This window comes from Rhodococcus sp. LB1 (genome assembly GCF_001583455.1).
GTDB lineage: Bacteria > Actinomycetota > Actinomycetes > Mycobacteriales > Mycobacteriaceae > Rhodococcus_F > Rhodococcus_F opacus.
In genome coordinates, this window is the sequence record NZ_LTCZ01000423.1 from 33832 (window position 1) to 50490 (window position 16659).

Sequence of the window (16659 nt, forward strand, 5' to 3'; positions counted from 1 at the left end):
GATCAGCGGGCGTCGTCGACGAATCCGAAATCGCCGTCCGCCAGGTCTTCGACGTGGACGGCACGACCCGACGCGTCGGCGAGGGGAATCTTCCAGTTCGAATACTGGGTCTCGTCGGTGCCCGGCTGATTCTGGACGCGGTACTCCCCCACCAGGTCGGCGAGAGCGACACCCGACAGCAACGACGGGCTCCGGTTGATCAGCCGGTACAACGCCTTCACGGTGTCGGGTATCGACGCGTCGTCGGCCAGCAGCCCGCGGTCGCGCGCCAATTGCAGCACGGCCTCGCGCTGCCGGGCGTCGTGTTCCTTCTCGAGTTCGAGGTCGCGTTCGAGGAGCCCGAGCCGCGAGCGCAATTCGATGTGTTCGCCGGCCAGGTATCCGGCGGTCGGCGGAAGATCGTGCGTGGTAACGGATGTCAGGCACAGGGTCCGGTACTGCTCCGGCGGTGTCGGCCGCTCGCCGTCGTGCTCGAACCACAGGATCGACGTCCCCAGGATCCCGCGCTCGGCAAGGTAGTCCTGGACCGCGGGCTCGAAAACCCCGAGGTCCTCGCCGATCACCACGGCGCCTGCCCGCTCGGCCTCGAGCGCGAGGATCCCGACGAGAGCCTCGTGGTCGTAGGAGACATACGTTCCGTCCGCAGGCGACTCCGCGTCGGCGGGGATCCACCACAGCCGGAACAGCCCCAGGATGTGATCGACCCGCAGCCCACCTGCGTGCTTCAGCACGGTGCGCAGCATGTCGCGGTACGGGGCGTACCCCAGTTCGGCCAGCCGATCAGGACGCCACGGCGGCTGATTCCATTGCTGACCCTGCTGATTGAAGTCGTCGGGAGGAGCGCCGACGGTAATGCCCTCTGCCAGGGCCGTTCCCAGCGACCACGCGTCCGCACCCCCGCGCTGGACCCCGACCGCGAGATCGTGCACGATCCCGATGTCCATGCCTGCCGAGCGCGCCGCATCCTGTGCGTCGGAAAGCTGCTCGTCGCAGACCCATTGCAGCCACGAGTAGAACTCGATTCGCGGCGCGAGCTTACGCCGCTGCGCCTGCACCCAGTCGCTGTCGGGCGCACCGGCCTTCGTCGTCCATCGCGGGTCGCCGGGTGGCAGTTTCTCGGTGAGCGCGCACCAGGTCGCGAAGTCCTGCAGCCCGTCCCCCTCGTCGCGGCAGAACTCCTCGAATGCGTGCTGCCTGCTCGGGCTGCGCTCGATCCGGAAGACCCGTTCGAGCACCCGGAGTTTGGCCCGGTACGACGGGTTGCGGTCGATCCGGTCGGACCGGTCGTTCGCCCGGTCGAATCGCGCTGCGGCGTCGCGCATCCGCGCATGGCGTCGCGTCGAGAGGTACGCCGTCTCCGGGATGTTCTCGACACGGATGTACATCGGGTTGACGTAGCGGCGGGTGGTCGGCAGGTACGGCGACGCCTCGATCGGTGGGCGGGGCTGCGCGGCATGCAGTGGGTTGACCAGAACGTAGTCGGCGCCGTGGACGGAACCGAAGATCGATGCGAGATCCGCGAGGTCGCCGAAGTCCCCGACACCCCAGGAACGACGTGAGCGGATCGAGTACAACTGCGTGAGCACACCCCAGCGCCGGCGGTCGCTCAGTGCGTCGGACGTCGACAAACGCGCCGGTGTCACGACGAGTGTGCACGACGAGGACGCGAGCGAGGTGGACGCCCGCACCGTGTGCCACCCGCACGGGACGTCGGAGGGGACGACGAACGTCGCGCGGCCGACCAGGGCGCCGTCGACCTCCCGCGGATCGACCCACACCTGGAGCTGGTGCGCCGGAACCGTCCCGCCCGATTCCGTGTCGATCGTGACGTCCACCGCCTCGCCGTGTGGAACGTGGACCACGAAACGGGTCTCGAACCCGTCCCTGCCGACGACGACGGGCGGCAGCATCCGTCGCCACGGTGCCGCGTCGCATTCGGACAGGGCGCGCCGCACCTCGTCCTCCGTTCCGGCGGGAACGTCCAGGGCCGAGAGGACGCTGCGGAGCGTGTCGTCGCGCACGTCGTGGCGCTGCTGATCCCAACCCCGGTACGACGTCGCAACCCCGTGCCGGGCGGCGAGGTCACGCAACTGCTCGGTGTACGTCATCCCGTCGATCGTGCCAGTTCACCTCGGAATCTGCGCGGCTTCCGACCCGTGCCACGGCGGTCGGTGCGTCGCGGCGTGATTGGCCCTGCGCCCGGCGGGGTAACTGTGGAGTAATCAGACGCACGACGTCCACGGTGAGCCCGCGAGGGAATGCCGTGGACGCACCACGATGCGACCGGCGACAGAGGAGTCTTCGATGCTGCTACGTCTTCCCGGAGTCTATCGCCCGCAACACGATACGCAGTTGCTGGCCGACGTCTTGGCGGCGGAGCCACTCGGACCCCACTCCCGGGTGCTCGACCTCTGCGCGGGGACCGGCGCGCTGAGCGTGCGCGCCGCCGCTGCGGGTGCAGGCCGGGTGACTGCGGTGGACGTGTCGAGGCGAGCAGCGATCAGCATCAGACTCAATGCCCTTGTCGGAGGGCACCGGATCCGGGTGATTCACGGAGATCTCGTCGAGCAGGTTCGCGAGGAACGGTTCGACGTCGTCGTGTCCAACCCGCCGTACGTTCCGGCACTGGTCGATGCCGTGCCCGACCGTGGCCCGGCACGGGCCTGGGACGCGGGGAAGAACGGTCGCGCACTGCTCGATCGGATCTGCTGCCAGGCCCCCGACGTTCTCGTCGCCGGTGGTGTTCTGCTGCTGGCGCAGTCCAGCCTGAGCGGGGTCGAGAAAACTCTGACGATGCTCGAGGAACAGAACATGCGGGTCGACGTCGCCGCGACCGCCGAGATCCCCTTCGGACCGGTCCTCGTCGAACGCAGGGGCATGCTCGAGCGGAGAGGGCTCATCGAGGTCGGCCAGACCCGCGAAGAGATCGTGGTGATCCGCGCCGTCAAGTAGACACCGAATATGTGCCACAACATTTTTCAGTGCCCACACCGAGGCCTGGGACTGGGACTGGCAGAGCCACGCCCTGAGCGCGACCGAACCGTTCGGAATCTGGGACGGGCTCACCGCGTCCGAGCGCCGCGGCATCGCGCAGCACGGCGAGGGAATCGTCGCCGTCTGACCCGGCACCGTGCAGGCCCTCGGCCACACACGGTGCCGGTCGGCTCAGGCGGAGATGACGCTGTCGAGGACGGAGTAGAACATGCCGAGTCCGTCGTCGCTGGGGCCGGTGAGGGCCTCGGTGGCGTGCTCGGGGTGCGGCATGAGGCCCACGACGCGGCCGTTGGCCGAGGAGATGCCTGCGATGCCGCGCTGCGAACCGTTCGGGTTGTCGCCGACGTAGCGGAACACGACGCGGCCCTCACCCTCGAGTTCGTCGAGGACGTTCTCCGACGCCTGGTAGCGGCCCTCGCCGGACTTGAGCGGGACGAGGATCTCGGCACCCGACTCGTAGCGGGACGTCCACGCCGTCGACGTGGCCTCGACCTTCAGCCACTCGTCGCGGCAGATGAAGTGCAGGCCCTCGTTCCGGGTGAGCGCGCCGGGCAGGAGGCCCGCTTCGCACAGAACCTGGAAGCCGTTGCAGATCCCGAGGACGGGCATGCCACCCTGGGCGGCCTGCACGACCTTGCCCATCACGGGCGCGAACCGTGCGATGGCGCCGCACCGCAGGTAGTCGCCGTAGGAGAAGCCACCGGGGACGATGACGGCGTCGACACCCTTGAGGTCGGCGTCGCCGTGCCACAGGCTCACGGCCTCGCCGCCGGCGAGGGTCACCGCGCGGGCGGCGTCGACGTCGTCGAGGGTGCCGGGGAAAGTGATGACTCCGACGCGGGCGCTCATGCTTCGACGCGCCTCACGGTCCAGTCCTCGATCACCGTGTTGGCCAGCAGGGCCTCGGCGATCTTCTCGAGCTGAGCGTCGTCGACACTGCCGTCGACCTCGAGCTCGAACCGCTTGCCCTGACGGACATCGGAAACTCCAGCGAAGCCGAGCCGCGGCAGCGCTCCGACAATGGCCTGCCCCTGGGGGTCGAGAATCTCGGCCTTGGGCATGACTTCGACGACGACACGGGCCACGTGCTGCTCCTTGTAGTAGTGCGCGAGCCCAGAGTGGAACACCGGGCACCCGGAAGTTTACCGGGCTACCTGCCTGCGGTTCGCATCGGACGAACGGGACGAGCCATGCATGCAGGCGCATACTCGAATTCATGCGACTGACTCACTTCGGCCACAGCTGCGTCCTCGTCGAGTTGAACGGTTCCACCATCCTCTTCGATCCGGGCAACTTCTCCCACGGATTCGAGGGCATCACCGGACTGGACGCGATCCTGGTGACCCATCAGCACCCCGACCACGTCGACCAGCAACGACTGCCTGCCCTCGTCGAGGCGAACCCCGGCGCGGCCCTGTACTCGGACCCGCAGACCGCGGCGCAGCTCGGCGGCGCGTGGACGGGGGTGCACGCCGGCGACGAATTCGACATCGGCGACGTGCACGTCACCGGCACCGGCGGCAGGCACGCGGTGATCCACCCCGACATCCCGGTGATCGACAACACGGCGTTCCTGCTCGGCGATGCCGGCAACCCCGCCCGGCTGATGCACCCGGGGGATTCGCTGTTCGTCCCGGAGCAGAAGGTCGACGTGCTAGCGCTGCCCGCCGCGGCGCCGTGGCTGAAGATCTCCGAGGCAATCGACTACCTGCGCGCCGTCGCGCCGCGGGTCGCGGTGCCCATCCACCAGGCGATCCTCGCGAACGAGGCCACCGGCATCTTCTACGGCCGCTACTCGGACATGGCTCCCGAGGGCACCGAGTTCCGCACGATGCCGAGCGAGTCGAGCGTCGAGGTGGCCTGACGGCCCCGTGAGTACTTGTTAACCGCCCGCGGTTAATAAGTACTCACGGGTCAGGCGGCACCGATCTGCGGGATCCGCGGCTCCCAGCGGTACACCTGCGGCCGCGCGTGGTGGTAGAGCGCGAGGTCGACGGCGTCGAGCATCGCCTGCCGAGGTCCCGACGTGCCCAACTGCTTCGCGGTGACGGCGAGGCGCACCACGCCCCCACGCCTGGCGGTCCGTCCGGAGCCGAGGACCAGGGCCCGGCACCACCACGGTTCGGCGCGGAATCCCTCACCGATCCCCAGCACGCGCGACCGCACCGACGTCTCGCGTTCGAGGTCGTGGACGGCGGTCATCACGGCCAGCAGCCGGAAGCCGGCGGACGGCAGAGCCGCGACGGCACCCTGCGACGCCAGCCAGCGGGGAGGAGCGAACAATCTGGTGCGCAATCCGGTCTGTTCCATCACTCGGTCCGCCGCGAGCAGCCGCAACCGCGCCTCGTGCTCGGGAAGCGAGGCGAACTCGGCCCGGCGACGCTTGGTCGCGGCCTGGTCGTATCCGTGCAGGACGACGGCGTCGCCGCGGGATCGGCGCGCGCGAACCCAGTCCTGCGTCGCGGGGTCGTTGACCAGTCGATACTTGTCTTTCAGGCGCGGGGCGACGAGCAGCGACAGCGGCACGCCGCGCGCATCCATCTCCTCGGCGAACGCGGCCGCGAAGTCGCGCGTCTCGTCCTTGATTCCTGACACCGACACGATCAGCTGTCCGGTCATGGCCCCAGCGTGACAGGTGAACGTGAACAGCGAGCAAAGCTCGTGCGCCTTTCCGGTAGTGGGAGCTACCGAAAAGGCGCACGAGCGGCGAAGCCGCCTACTACTTGGGCAGGGCTGCCTCGATGGCCTCGACGACCTCGGGGGCGTCGGGTTCGGTGCGGGGACGGAACCGGTTCACGACGGTGCCGTCGGGTGCGACGAGGAACTTCTCGAAGTTCCACTGGATGTCGCCCGCGGTGCCCTCGGCGTCGGCGGCCTTGGTCAGTTCTTCGTAGAGGGGGTGCCGGTTCTCACCGTTCACCTCGATCTTCTCGAGCAACGGGAACGTGACGCCGTAGGTGGTGGAGCAGAAGGTCTCGATCTCTTCGGCGGTGCCGGGCTCTTGACCCATGAACTGGTTGCACGGGACGCCGATCACGGTCAGTCCGCGGTCGGCGTAGTCGGTGGCGAGCTTCTCGAGGCCCTTGTACTGCGGGGTCAGTCCACACTTCGAGGCGACGTTCACCACGAGGACGGCGCGGCCGTCGTATTCGCCGAGTGAGGTCGGCGTGCCGCCGAGTGTGTTGATGCCGATGTTCTGAACAGGTGTCGTCATGCGCACCAACGTAGCCAACAAACCTCTGTGCGCCCAGGCTTCGAATCGCCCGGGCGCACAGAGGTTTACTTCGGAGTGGGTATCAGCTCTTCACGAGCACCCGCGGCTCGTCGGCGGCAGGGGTCTCGGTGACCTGCTCTTCGACGACCTCACCGTGGCCGTCGTCGACCATCGTCGACTCGTCGAACGGGAGCTTGCCGTCGAGGACGGTGCGGACGCGCTCGTTGTCGATCGTGTTGGTCCAGGAACCGACGAGGAGGGTGGCGACGGCGTTGCCGGAGAAGTTCGTGACCGCGCGGGCCTCGGACATGAACCGGTCGATACCGACGATGAGGCCGACGCCGTCGAGCAGTTCGGGACGGTGGCTCTGCAGGCCGCCTGCGAGGGTGGCGAGCCCGGCGCCGCTGACTCCGGCAGCACCCTTGGACGCGATGATCATGAACACCAGCAGCGACAGCTGCTCGGGGAAGGACAGCGGCTGGCCCATTGCGTCGGCGATGAAGATCGACGCCATGGTCAGGTAGATCGCCGTGCCGTCGAGGTTGAACGAGTAGCCGGTGGGGACGACGACACCGACGGTGGTGCGCTCGACGCCGACGTGTTCCATCTTCGCGATCAGACGGGGCAGTGCGGACTCGGACGAGGACGTGGCGAAGATCAGCAGGTACTCACGGGCCAGGTACCGGACCAGCTTGAAGATGGAGACGCCTGCGACGACGCGGAGCACGGATCCGAGGACACCGAACACGAAGATCAGGCAGGTCAGGTAGAAGCCGAGCATGAGCGTGGCGAGCTGGACGACGGCACCGAGACCGGTCTGGCCGACAACGTTCGCGATGGCACCGAAGGCACCGATCGGTGCGAGCCACAGGATCATCGACAGGATCTTGAAGACGAGCTTCTGCACGGAGCCGACAGCGCGCAGGATCGGCTCACCCTGCTTGCCCAGTGCCTGCAGTCCGAAGCCGACGAGCAGCGCGACGAACAGGGTCTGCAGCACGCTTCCCTCGGTCAGCGCCGACATCAGCGATGTGGGGATGATCGACTGGAGGAAGTCCATGGTGCCGCCGGCGCCGTGGGCCTTCTCGGCGAGCGCCGCTCCGGTGCCCGCGGTGTCGGCGCTGATGTTCAGGCCGGAGCCCGGGTTGAGCAGGTTGCCCACCAGCAGGCCGATGCCGAGCGCGACCGTCGACATGCCGATGAAGTAGGTGAGGGCGAGTCCGCCGACCTTGCCGACCTTGGCGGCGGCCTTCACCGATCCGATGCCGAGGACGATCGTGCAGAAGATGACCGGGCTGATCATCATCTTGATGAGGTCGACGAACATCGTGCCGAGCACGCCGAGCGACTTGCCGACTCCCGGAGCCAGCCATCCGACGAGGACGCCCGCGACGACGGCGACGATGACCCCCATGTACAACCAGTGTGTCCGGTCGCGCTTCTTGGTCTTCCCTGTCGCAGTACTCATGGGATTGTCCTCCAATTCGAGTGGCAAGCTGATCGGTGAGGCCGGTTAGTGACCGCGATCACGTCTTGGAAGAATCTTCTAAGCGATCGCTTGGCTGGAGAAGTTTGTGTTCATTACGTTCAGGAGAAATGCATTGCCGCACCATCCGCCGAGACGGCCCATGAGCGTCGCGAGGCAGCTCTTCCTCCTGCAGCTCGTCGTGTTGGTGCTGGTCATCGGGGCCGGGACCGCGCTGGCCATCGTCGACCAGCGTCGCGACAGCGACGAGACCACCCGACGTGCCGTCACGGCCGTCGCCACCACGCTCGCGATGTCGGACGGCACCGTCGAGGCATTGCGGTCGCCCGACCCGACGGCGGTTCTCCAGCCCCAGACCGAGCAGATCCGCGCCGCGACCGGCACCGATTTCATCGTCGTGATGACGCCCGCAGGCATCCGCTTCACCCACACCAACCCGGAGCTGATCGGTGGTGTGTTCTCCGGGAACATCGAGCGCGCCCTCCGCGGGGAAACGTTCACGGAGACGTATGCCGGTTCACTCGGACCGTCGATCCGCGCCGTGGCCCCGGTGTACGACGGCGACCGGATCGCGGGTCTCGTGTCCGTCGGCGTCACGCGCGAGAAGATCGGCGACCAGTTCGCCGCGAGCCTGCCGACCATCTTCGCGGTCGCCGCGATCGGTCTGGCGGTGTCGGCAGCCGGATCGTTCCTGCTGAGCCGGCGCCTGCGCCGTCAGACGCTGGGGATGGCGCCGGACGAGCTGCGGCAGATGTACGAGCATCACGACGCCGTCCTGCACTCGATCGGCGAGGGCCTGGTGGTGCTCGGCCGCGACAGCGGTGACACCGCGAAGGCCGAAGTGGTGAACGACGAAGCGCGCCGCCTCCTCGATCTCCCGGAGGGCCCCGTCCCGGTGGCCGCGCTGCCGGAGTCGTTTCGGCAGTCGCACGACGACGATTCCCGGGACGAGGTGCACGTGACCCCCGACCGCGTGCTGCTCGTCAGCCGGGAGCCCGTGACGTGGGAGGGACAGCGTCTCGGGACGGTGCTGACACTGCGCGATCGCACCGAATTGCAAAGCATCATGGGTGAACTCGACTCCGTGCGCGGATTCGCGGAATCGCTGCGGTCGCAGGCCCACGAATCGGCGAACCGTCTGCACACGATCATCACGATGGTCGAACTGGGCCGCTACGACGACGCGATCGCGTTCGCCACCGAGGATCTACGGTTGTCGCAGGAATTGATCGACCGCCTGATGACGGCGGTGCACGAACCCGCCCTGGCCGCACTGCTGCTCGGCAAGGTGGGTGTGGCCGCCGAACGGGGAGTCGACCTGACCGTCACCGAAGACACCGCCCTCGGACCCGTCGCGCCGCTCAGTGCGCGTGAACTCGTCACGCTGGTGGGTAATCTCGTGGACAACGCGATCGACGCCGCCCGCGGTGCGACGGAATCTCCCGGAGAGGATGCGTGGGTGGAAGCGACCGTCCGTCAGGAGGATTCGATGATGGTGGTGCGGGTGGCCGACAGCGGCCCCGGCATTCCCGCCGACGAACTCGACAAGGCGGTCACGCGCGGCTACTCCACCAAGTCGGGTCAGCGCGGGCTCGGGCTGGCGTTGGTGGCCCAGGTAGTGGCGCGGCACGGCGGGACGATCCACACGGAGCCGTCGCTCGGATCGATGATCGTCGTCGAGATCCCGATCGAGGGGGCCGCCTCGTGATCCGCGTGATGATCGTCGAGGACGAACCACTCATCGCCGAGGCGCATCGGGCGTATGTGGAACGCATTCCGGGTTTTTCGGTCCACACCGTCGTTCACGACGGAAACGGCGCCATGCGCGCGGTCGCCGCCGCGAACGGCAGCGACGACCCCATCGACCTCGTCCTCCTCGACATCGGTCTGCCGGATGCCAGCGGACTCGACGTGGCGGCGGCACTGAGCGGCGTGCGACCGAGTCCCGACGTGATCGCGGTGACCTCGGCCCGCGACCTCGAGATGGTCCGCACCGCCGTGGCGCGCGGAATCGCGTTGTATCTGCTGAAGCCGTTCACGTTCGCGGCGTTCCGCGACAAACTCGAGCGGTACCGGGAATTCCGCGACGCCCTGCCCGCCGGAAGCAACGCGCTGAGTCAGCACGACATCGATCGGGCGATGTCCGCGCTGCGCACCTCCGACGAGCGCGCGGCGTCCCCGAAAGGCGTTGCACCCCAGACACTCGATCATGTATCGGCGTGCGTCCGTGACGCCGCCGGACCGCTGACGGCGGCCGAGGTGGCGGCCAGCATCGGGGTCTCCCGGGTCACGGCCTGGCGGTATCTCGAACGCCTCGCCGACGACGGGGTGCTCACCCGGCACACCGAGTACGGCCGGGCGGGGCGCCCGCAGATTCGGTACGCGCTGCGCTGACCCCCGTAACGAACCGGCCACGCCGCGCGAGACAGTGAGTGAGGCGAAGTAATTCCTGTCGGGGGACGATGCAGGGAGAACACATGAAGACTCACGTGGCAGCAGTTCTGACCGTCGCGGCCGCGACCGTGCTCACCGGGTGCGCTGGAAGCGACAACGCGGCAGAATCCGTCGCCTCCCCGATCCCACAGGCCGCTTCTGGCGCAGACGTACGCAGCGGGCCGTGTCTCGACCTCGATTCCGCGATGGTCAGCGACGCGTTCGCGACGCTCGGCAACGCGCCGGGTGGCGATCCGTGGGTACCCGGAACCGCGTCCGATGCCGCCGGCGAGGACTGCCCCGCACTGCTGTGGGCCACGGCGGAGACGCCCATGGGAACGGTGAGTTCGCCGACCCAGGTGCTGTTCTTCCACGACGGCACGTATCTGGGCACCGCGACAGCCGAATCGTATGCCTACACCGACGTGGTCGGATCCACCGACGACTCCGTCTCGGTGGAGTACAGGTGGCTCGGCGAGCAGGACGCCAACTGCTGCCCGTCGGGCGGACCTGCGGTCGTCACCTACTCCTGGGACGGATCCCGGGTGGTCATGGAGCAGCCGTTACCGCAGGAGATGCTCGACTCGTACGAGTGACATCCGACTACCACTGCGGCGCAACGCTATTGATATGACGCGGAAGGGGCCACCGGAGACGGTCGAGAAAACCTCACCTAGAGGTTGTGACCTGCATCACATCGGTGGACGATTGTAGAGGAGTCACCTCCGGCTCGTAGTAACTCAGTCAAGGACCTTCACATGTCTAGCAGAATTGCCACCACACTCGCCGCGATTGCAATGACCTTGTCACTCGGCGCCCTGGCCGCCCCCGCAGCTGTCGCCGCACCGCTCGCTCCCGCACCGACCCCGGCAGTCGGTTCGATCTCGGTCTGCCTCAACCTGCCATTGGGGTCGGCCAGCATCAGTTTCTGCATCTGACCCACGCACGGGTATCGCGGTTCCTACCCGCAGCGTCGGGACACCGCATTCAACGCCTCCAGCCTCAGCTCACGGAGCGACCGCGGAGGTGACGATATCGGCTACGAATTCGGCGGCCCGGTCGTCGAGTCCCTTGTGTTCGATGATGCTGCGGTAATAGAAGGATCCGTTGATCATCGCGGTGAGCAGTTCGATGTCGACGTCCGGACGGACGTCGCCACGAGCGATTCCCCGCTGGATGATGATGCGCATCCCGGCGGGAAATCTGTCCAGGAACGGCTGCACGTCTCGCTGGAAGTCGTCGTCCTCGGCGCTTGCCGCGACCGAGCCGGCCATGATGCGCCGGACGCCCTTCGTCCGGTACATCGCCGCTCGATCCCGCAGGAACGCGATGACCTCGTCGCGGAACGAACCCAGGTCGGGGACCTCTCCCGGCGGGACGAGGCGTTCGATGGCTGCCACGAGAACCGCTTGCCTACCGGACCAGCGGCGATAGATGGTGGGTTTGCTGACGCCTGCTCGGGCCGCGATCGCGTCGATGCTGACCGCGCTGTAGCCGCGTTCCATCCACAGTTCCAGCGTCGCATCGAGAATCGCCGACGTGGTGTTGCTACTGCGCGGCCTGCCGGCCCGGGTGGCGCTGCCCGAATCAGCCATCTCACCACCTTTTCGGCATGGATCCATTACTCGTCCGTACTTTAACAGGCGCCTTCCCTCGTGCCGTGGGACGAATTGCTCCGCAGGCACAATCGGCCCGGGAAGGATCGACGACGACCATTCGAGATACGCCTCGGTAACGAAACACTGCATGGTCGCGGCGGAGGGATCACGGGCCTGCAACCCCTCCACTGTGATCGGGCATTCTGCTCGGTCAACCCGCGGACACTACCGCTGCGCGCTCACGCATGAGGGGCATGACGTCCCGGCCGAACCGGGTCGCCTCCTCGTCGTGCGGGTAGCCGGAGAGGCAGAAGTGTGTGCAGCCGACGTCGACGAACTCCGACAGGGTGTCGGCGACCTGCCGAGGGTCACCCACCACGGCGACGCCGGCACCGGGGCGAACGGTGGTGATTCCGCTCCACAGGTGGTCGCCGAGACGGTAGTCGTCGGCTTGCACGAGTTGCTGCATGCGGTCCTGCGCCTTCGAATCGGTCCAGTCGCCGCGCCACTTCTGCTCGTCGGCTCCGGCGATCAGGGCTTCGGCAGCGCTCCACGCCTCGGCTTCGGTGTCACGGACGATCACCTGCAGCCGCATTCCGAAACGGAGTTCGCCTTCGCGTCCGTACAGCGCGGCCCGTTCCTTCGCCTCGGCGATCTTCTGCGCGATCATCTCGGGCCGGTCGCCCCAGAAGAGATACACGTCAGCATGTTTCGCACACACGTCGACGGCTGCATCGGACAGGCCGCCGAGGTAGAACTCGGGGTGAGGCTTCTGGAGCGGCCGCGGCTTGACGACGGCACCCTCTACCGTGAAATGGTCACCGCGGTAGGTGACCGGCTCGTCTTCGGTCCACACCCGCTTCATGATCTCGACGGTCTCGTCCATCAGCCGGTATCGCGCATCGTGGTCGTGAAAGAGGCCGTCTCCGGCCAGTTCGGTGGGGGAACCGCCGGCGATGAGATTGATCGCGACGCGTCCGCCGGAGAGCTGGTCGAAGGTACTGATCATCTTGGCGGTGACGGTCGGCGCGATCACTCCCGGCCGAGCCGCCACGAGGAGGGTGAGGCGTTCGGTGCGGGCGGCGACCATGGCGCAGGCGATCCACGCCTCGTGGCACTCGGTCTGAACCGGTACCAGTGCATATTCGAACCCCGCCGCTTCCGCGGCCTTGGCCACTCGCTCGAAGAGCTCCAGGCTCGGTGCAGTTCGTGCATTCGGATCGCCGAATGCGGTGGTGTCTCCCATGGTCGGGATGAACCATCCGAAGTGAAGTTCCGGGTCGTGGGTCGGTGTCGACATTCTGTCTCCTTCGATAGCGGTCGTGTGCCGGTGCGTCTGGGGCCGTGCGCCGCACAGTTCACAGATGCATTTCGACACCAAACCGTATCGTAATAGGATCGCGCATTCAATAGCGAACGTTCCAGTTAGGAACAAGAGTATTCGTCGCAAACTCGCCATTGACCGGATTAATACGACACCGTATCGTATCGTCCTGTCAGTGAGAGGCAGATCACACAGAGGAGTGTTTCCATGGTTCAGATTCCCGTTGTCCACCACGTGGCGCTGACAGTCAGCGACCTCGACGCGAGCGTCGAGTGGTACGAGCAGGTGTTCGGCATCCAGCAGGTTCTCGACGTGCCGCACGATGGCGGAACCGCCACAGTATTGGCAGACAGCGATTTCCGGCTCGTCATCGGGCTGCATCGCCACGATCACAACCCGGGCGCACGATTCGCGGAGACGCGCAGCGGACTCGACCATGTCAGCTTCCGGGTGGACGGCCGCGAAGAACTGACCGCGTGGGGCGACCGACTCACCGAACTCGGTGTGCGGCAGACGGATGCGGCCGATCAGCCGCTCACTCAGGCACCCATCGCGGACACCGCGTACGGCTCGGTGCTGGTCTTCCGCGACCCCGACAACATCCAACTCGAATTGATCGCACCACCCGCCGCATGACGTCGCGCCACGATACTTCGACGGAGGAGTAATATGCTCAACCTCGCTGTCCTGCTCGAGGATTCGGCTCGAGAATACCCCGCACGTGAGGCGGTGGTGTGCGATAACATCCGGCTGACATACAGAGATCTCGACGCCTCGGCGAATCGCGTCGCGAACCTGCTGACCGGCCTCGGCATCGGCCCCGGCGACAAGATCGTCCTCGCCTGCCCGAACGTGCCCAGCTTTCCGGCCGTGTACTACGGCGCCCTCAAAGCCGGCGCGGTGGTGGTCCCGATCAACATTCTCCTCAAGTCCGAGGAGATCGCCTACCACCTGGCGGATTCGGAAGCCAAGGCGTTCTTCTGCTTCGAGGGGTCCGAAGAACTGCCGATCGGCGAACACGGTCTCGAGGCGTTCGCGGACGTCGACGAGTGTGCGCACTTCTTCTCTGCAGCCGCAGACCCGATGGCAGCACACTCGGTACTCCCCGGGGTGACATCGCTGGGCGAGGCGCTGCGGGCACAACCGCCGACCTTCGACACCGAGGCAACACGGCCCGGGGATACCGCAGTCATCCTCTACACCAGTGGCACGACCGGCAAACCCAAGGGCGCCGAACTGACCCACGCCAACCTGGTGCTCAACGCCCGCCTGTTCGACGTGATGTACGCCGACCATCCCCACGACGTACACCTGGTGACGCTGCCGCTGTTCCACACGTTCGCGCAGACCATTCAGATGAATGCCGGCTTCTACAAGCGCGCAACCCTGGTACTCCAGCCGCGGTTCACCGCCGCCGACACGTTGCGACTGATGCAGGCCGAAGACGTCACCTTCTTCGCCGGGGTCCCCACCATGTACTGGGACCTCCTCGGCGCCGACGATTCCGGCGTCGACCTCGACCGGATCCGCAGCACTCTGCGCTACGCCGTCGCCGGAGGTGCTCCGCTGCCGATGGAGGTGCTGAAGGGTTTCGAGGCCAAGTACGGTGTGCCCGTCCTCGAGGGGTACGGGTTGTCCGAGACCAGTCCGGTCGTCGCGTTCAACCGCCACGACCGTCCGTCCCGTCCCGGCTCCGTCGGACTCCCGGTCTGGGGTGTGGAGGTACGGATCGTCGACGAGGAACGGAACGACGTCGGCCCCGGCGATCCGGGTGAATTGCTCGTGCGCGGCCACGGTGTCATGAAGGGCTACTACCGGCGACCCGAAGAGACGGCGAGCGCTCTTCGCGACGGCTGGCTCCACACCGGCGACATCGCGCGACGCGACGCCGACGGCTACCTCTACATCGTGGACCGCAAGAAGGACCTGATCATCCGTGGCGGCTACAACGTCTATCCCCGTGAGGTCGAGGAGGTGGTCATGGGCCACCCCGACGTCAGTCTCGCAGCGGTCGTCGGCGTACCGCATCCGCGGCACGGGGAGGAAGTCAAGGTCTTCGTCATCCGTGAACCCGGCTCGACACTCGGCGAGCTCGAACTGGTCACCTGGTGCCGAACCCGGCTGGGCGGCCACAAGTATCCACGTCACGTCGAGTTCCGCGACGACCTCCCGCGGAACGCGACCGGCAAGATCCTCAAGCGCGCTCTCACCCTGAGTCCGACATGACAATGCGAAGGGAGCACCTCGATGTCCACCGCAGCGCGCAACTCTGACGTCGGCGCCGTCCGACACGCGGCATCGGCACCACCCACACGATCAACCCACTCCACGATCCGCGGCTGGGCCGTCGCCGTGATGCTGAGCGTCATGATGGCGATCAACTTCGCCGACAAGAGCGTCCTCGGCCTGGCGGCCGAGCCCCTGATGAAGGATCTCGGGCTCACACCGAGCCAGTTCGGCCTCGCAGGCAGTGTCTTCTTCCTCCTCTTCGGCGTCGCGGGAGTCGCCGTCGGCTTTCTCGGCAACCGGTTCACCAGCACGCGGTTGCTTCTGCTCATCGCGCTGGCGTGGTCGGTGTCTATGCTGCCGCTGCTGCTCATCCCGTCGCTGGCCGGTCTGCTCGTCAACCGTCTTCTGCTCGGTGCAGCGGAAGGCCCGACCGCACCGCTCGCAGGACATGCGGTACAGAAGTGGTTCTCCGAATCGAAACGGTCGGTTCCGACGTCGATGGTGTTCCTCGGCTCCGGACTCGGCGTTGCTCTCGCGGCGCCGCTCCTGACCTACTTGATCACGAACTTCGGTTGGCAGTCCGCGATCTGGTGTCTGGCCGGTGTCAGTCTCCTGTGGGCCGCCGGATGGAAAGTCGTGGGGCGTGAAGGCCCGCTGGACACCTACGATTCGGCGGCGGATCTGCCGGGAGACAGCGCCCCCGCAGCGGAGGTGCGACTGCCGTATCGCAGGTTGTTCGCAGCGTCGTCGTGGTGGGGGCCGATCCTCGCGCTGGCTCCCGGATACTGCGCCTTCGCTCTGTTCAGTGTGTGGGGACCTAGCTATCTCGTACACGGGCTCGGCTTCTCTCCGCACACGATGGGCTGGCTGATCGGCGTCTACGGACTGGTCGCAGCGTTCGGACACGTGTTCTTCAGCTGGCTCAGCGGCATTCTCGTGCGGCGTGGAATCAGTACGCGCTGGTCGCGCGGCGTCTACACGGGAGCTGTGGTGTGTCTGAGCGGTTCGCTTCTCGTCGCGGCCATGACGATCGCCACCGGATCGGCGGCCGCGTGGTTGATGCTCGTCGGCTTCGGATCGGCCAACACCGTGTACACGATCGGCTACCTCCTCGTCGCCGAGTCGTCGCCGGTCGGTCAGCGCAGCGCGATGCTCGCCACCTTCAACTCGGTGGTCACGGCCGGCGCCGTCCTCGCGCCTCTGGTTGCGGGCATGTTGGTCGATGCCGCCGCAACCCCGACCGCGGGTTACCGCACGGCGTTCCTGTGGTCGGGACTGCTGCTGGTTCTGGGTGGACTCGGTACCGCCGTGTTCACCCGACCGGACCGCGACACCCGGCGGCTGGGCCTGCGCGGACCCGACTTCACCTGACCGGAAACTC

The 16659-nt window shown here is 66.9% G+C and carries 17 protein-coding genes; 9 read left to right on the forward strand and 8 right to left on the reverse strand.

What is annotated here, in order from left to right; genetic code table 11:
- Positions 1-2: 2 nt before the first annotated feature.
- Positions 3-2108, reverse strand: coding sequence for a 4-alpha-glucanotransferase (gene malQ / locus AZG88_RS43615; RefSeq protein ID WP_061701191.1), 2106 nt, complete (start codon positions 2106-2108; stop codon positions 3-5).
- A 196-nt stretch (positions 2109-2304) separates the two neighbouring features.
- Between malQ and AZG88_RS43620 the strand changes: the two genes are divergently transcribed.
- Positions 2305-2952, forward strand: coding sequence for a HemK2/MTQ2 family protein methyltransferase (locus AZG88_RS43620; protein ID WP_005244403.1), 648 nt, complete (start codon positions 2305-2307; stop codon positions 2950-2952).
- Positions 2953-3165: 213 nt separating this feature from the next.
- On the opposite strand, the gene purQ is transcribed toward AZG88_RS43620, so the two are convergent.
- Together purQ and purS are read right to left on the reverse strand one after the other, a co-directional pair.
- Positions 3166-3843: a phosphoribosylformylglycinamidine synthase subunit PurQ gene (gene purQ, locus AZG88_RS43625; protein ID WP_009477892.1), complete on the reverse strand. Its 678-nt coding sequence runs from the start codon at positions 3841-3843 to the stop codon at positions 3166-3168.
- Positions 3840-4079, reverse strand: coding sequence for a phosphoribosylformylglycinamidine synthase subunit PurS (gene purS, locus AZG88_RS43630; protein ID WP_005244409.1), 240 nt, complete (start codon positions 4077-4079; stop codon positions 3840-3842). The genes purQ and purS overlap by 4 nt, the downstream gene beginning before the upstream one ends.
- Positions 4080-4210: 131 nt before the next feature.
- On the opposite strand from purS, the gene AZG88_RS43635 reads away from it, so the two are divergent.
- Complete coding sequence (locus AZG88_RS43635; RefSeq protein ID WP_061040664.1) at positions 4211-4858, forward strand: MBL fold metallo-hydrolase; 648 nt, start codon at positions 4211-4213, stop codon at positions 4856-4858.
- A gap of 50 nt (positions 4859-4908) precedes the next feature.
- Here the strand turns inward: AZG88_RS43635 and AZG88_RS43640 are convergent, their stop codons facing one another.
- From AZG88_RS43640 to AZG88_RS43650, 3 genes are all read right to left on the reverse strand, one after another.
- On the reverse strand, positions 4909-5613 hold the full coding sequence (locus tag AZG88_RS43640; RefSeq protein WP_005254832.1) for a DUF2334 domain-containing protein: 705 nt from the start codon (positions 5611-5613) through the stop codon (positions 4909-4911).
- Between the two features lie 100 nt (positions 5614-5713).
- On the reverse strand, positions 5714-6208 hold the full coding sequence (locus tag AZG88_RS43645; RefSeq protein WP_005254833.1) for a glutathione peroxidase: 495 nt from the start codon (positions 6206-6208) through the stop codon (positions 5714-5716).
- An 82-nt stretch (positions 6209-6290) separates the two neighbouring features.
- The gene (locus AZG88_RS43650) at positions 6291-7676 is read right to left on the reverse strand and encodes a cation:dicarboxylate symporter family transporter (protein WP_061701192.1); all 1386 of its coding nucleotides are present in this window, start codon (positions 7674-7676) and stop codon (positions 6291-6293) included.
- Between the two features lie 160 nt (positions 7677-7836).
- Between AZG88_RS43650 and AZG88_RS43655 the strand changes: the two genes are divergently transcribed.
- From AZG88_RS43655 to AZG88_RS51210, 4 genes are all read left to right on the forward strand, one after another.
- Complete coding sequence (locus tag AZG88_RS43655; protein WP_061701193.1) at positions 7837-9402, forward strand: sensor histidine kinase; 1566 nt, start codon at positions 7837-7839, stop codon at positions 9400-9402.
- On the forward strand, positions 9399-10088 hold the full coding sequence (locus AZG88_RS43660; protein ID WP_005244415.1) for a response regulator: 690 nt from the start codon (positions 9399-9401) through the stop codon (positions 10086-10088). Before AZG88_RS43655 ends, AZG88_RS43660 begins: the two co-directional genes overlap by 4 nt.
- Before the next feature lie 83 nt (positions 10089-10171).
- Positions 10172-10723 (forward strand): LppP/LprE family lipoprotein, encoded by a 552-nt coding sequence (locus AZG88_RS43665; RefSeq protein ID WP_005244416.1) that lies wholly within the window; start codon positions 10172-10174, stop codon positions 10721-10723.
- A gap of 162 nt (positions 10724-10885) precedes the next feature.
- Positions 10886-11065, forward strand: coding sequence for a hypothetical protein (locus tag AZG88_RS51210; RefSeq protein ID WP_037230587.1), 180 nt, complete (start codon positions 10886-10888; stop codon positions 11063-11065).
- A gap of 69 nt (positions 11066-11134) precedes the next feature.
- Here AZG88_RS51210 and AZG88_RS43675 read toward each other — a convergent pair whose 3' ends face one another.
- Both AZG88_RS43675 and AZG88_RS43680 read right to left on the reverse strand, forming a co-directional pair.
- The gene (locus tag AZG88_RS43675) at positions 11135-11722 is read right to left on the reverse strand and encodes a TetR/AcrR family transcriptional regulator (RefSeq protein WP_061040659.1); all 588 of its coding nucleotides are present in this window, start codon (positions 11720-11722) and stop codon (positions 11135-11137) included.
- Positions 11723-11936: 214 nt separating this feature from the next.
- Positions 11937-13025 (reverse strand): LLM class flavin-dependent oxidoreductase, encoded by a 1089-nt coding sequence (locus AZG88_RS43680; protein WP_061701195.1) that lies wholly within the window; start codon positions 13023-13025, stop codon positions 11937-11939.
- Between the two features lie 231 nt (positions 13026-13256).
- Here AZG88_RS43680 and AZG88_RS43685 point away from each other — a divergent pair, with 231 nt between their 5' ends.
- From AZG88_RS43685 to AZG88_RS43695, 3 genes are read left to right on the forward strand one after another with little or no spacing between them, the layout of a single operon-like run.
- Entirely contained in the window at positions 13257-13685 is a 429-nt protein-coding gene (locus AZG88_RS43685; protein ID WP_061701196.1) for a VOC family protein, read from the forward strand.
- Positions 13686-13718: 33 nt separating this feature from the next.
- Complete coding sequence (locus tag AZG88_RS43690; RefSeq protein ID WP_061701197.1) at positions 13719-15275, forward strand: long-chain-fatty-acid--CoA ligase; 1557 nt, start codon at positions 13719-13721, stop codon at positions 15273-15275.
- A gap of 21 nt (positions 15276-15296) precedes the next feature.
- A complete protein-coding gene (locus AZG88_RS43695; protein ID WP_061701198.1) occupies positions 15297-16649 on the forward strand; it encodes an MFS transporter in 1353 nt (450 codons plus the stop codon).
- The last annotated feature ends 10 nt before the right edge of the window (positions 16650-16659 follow it).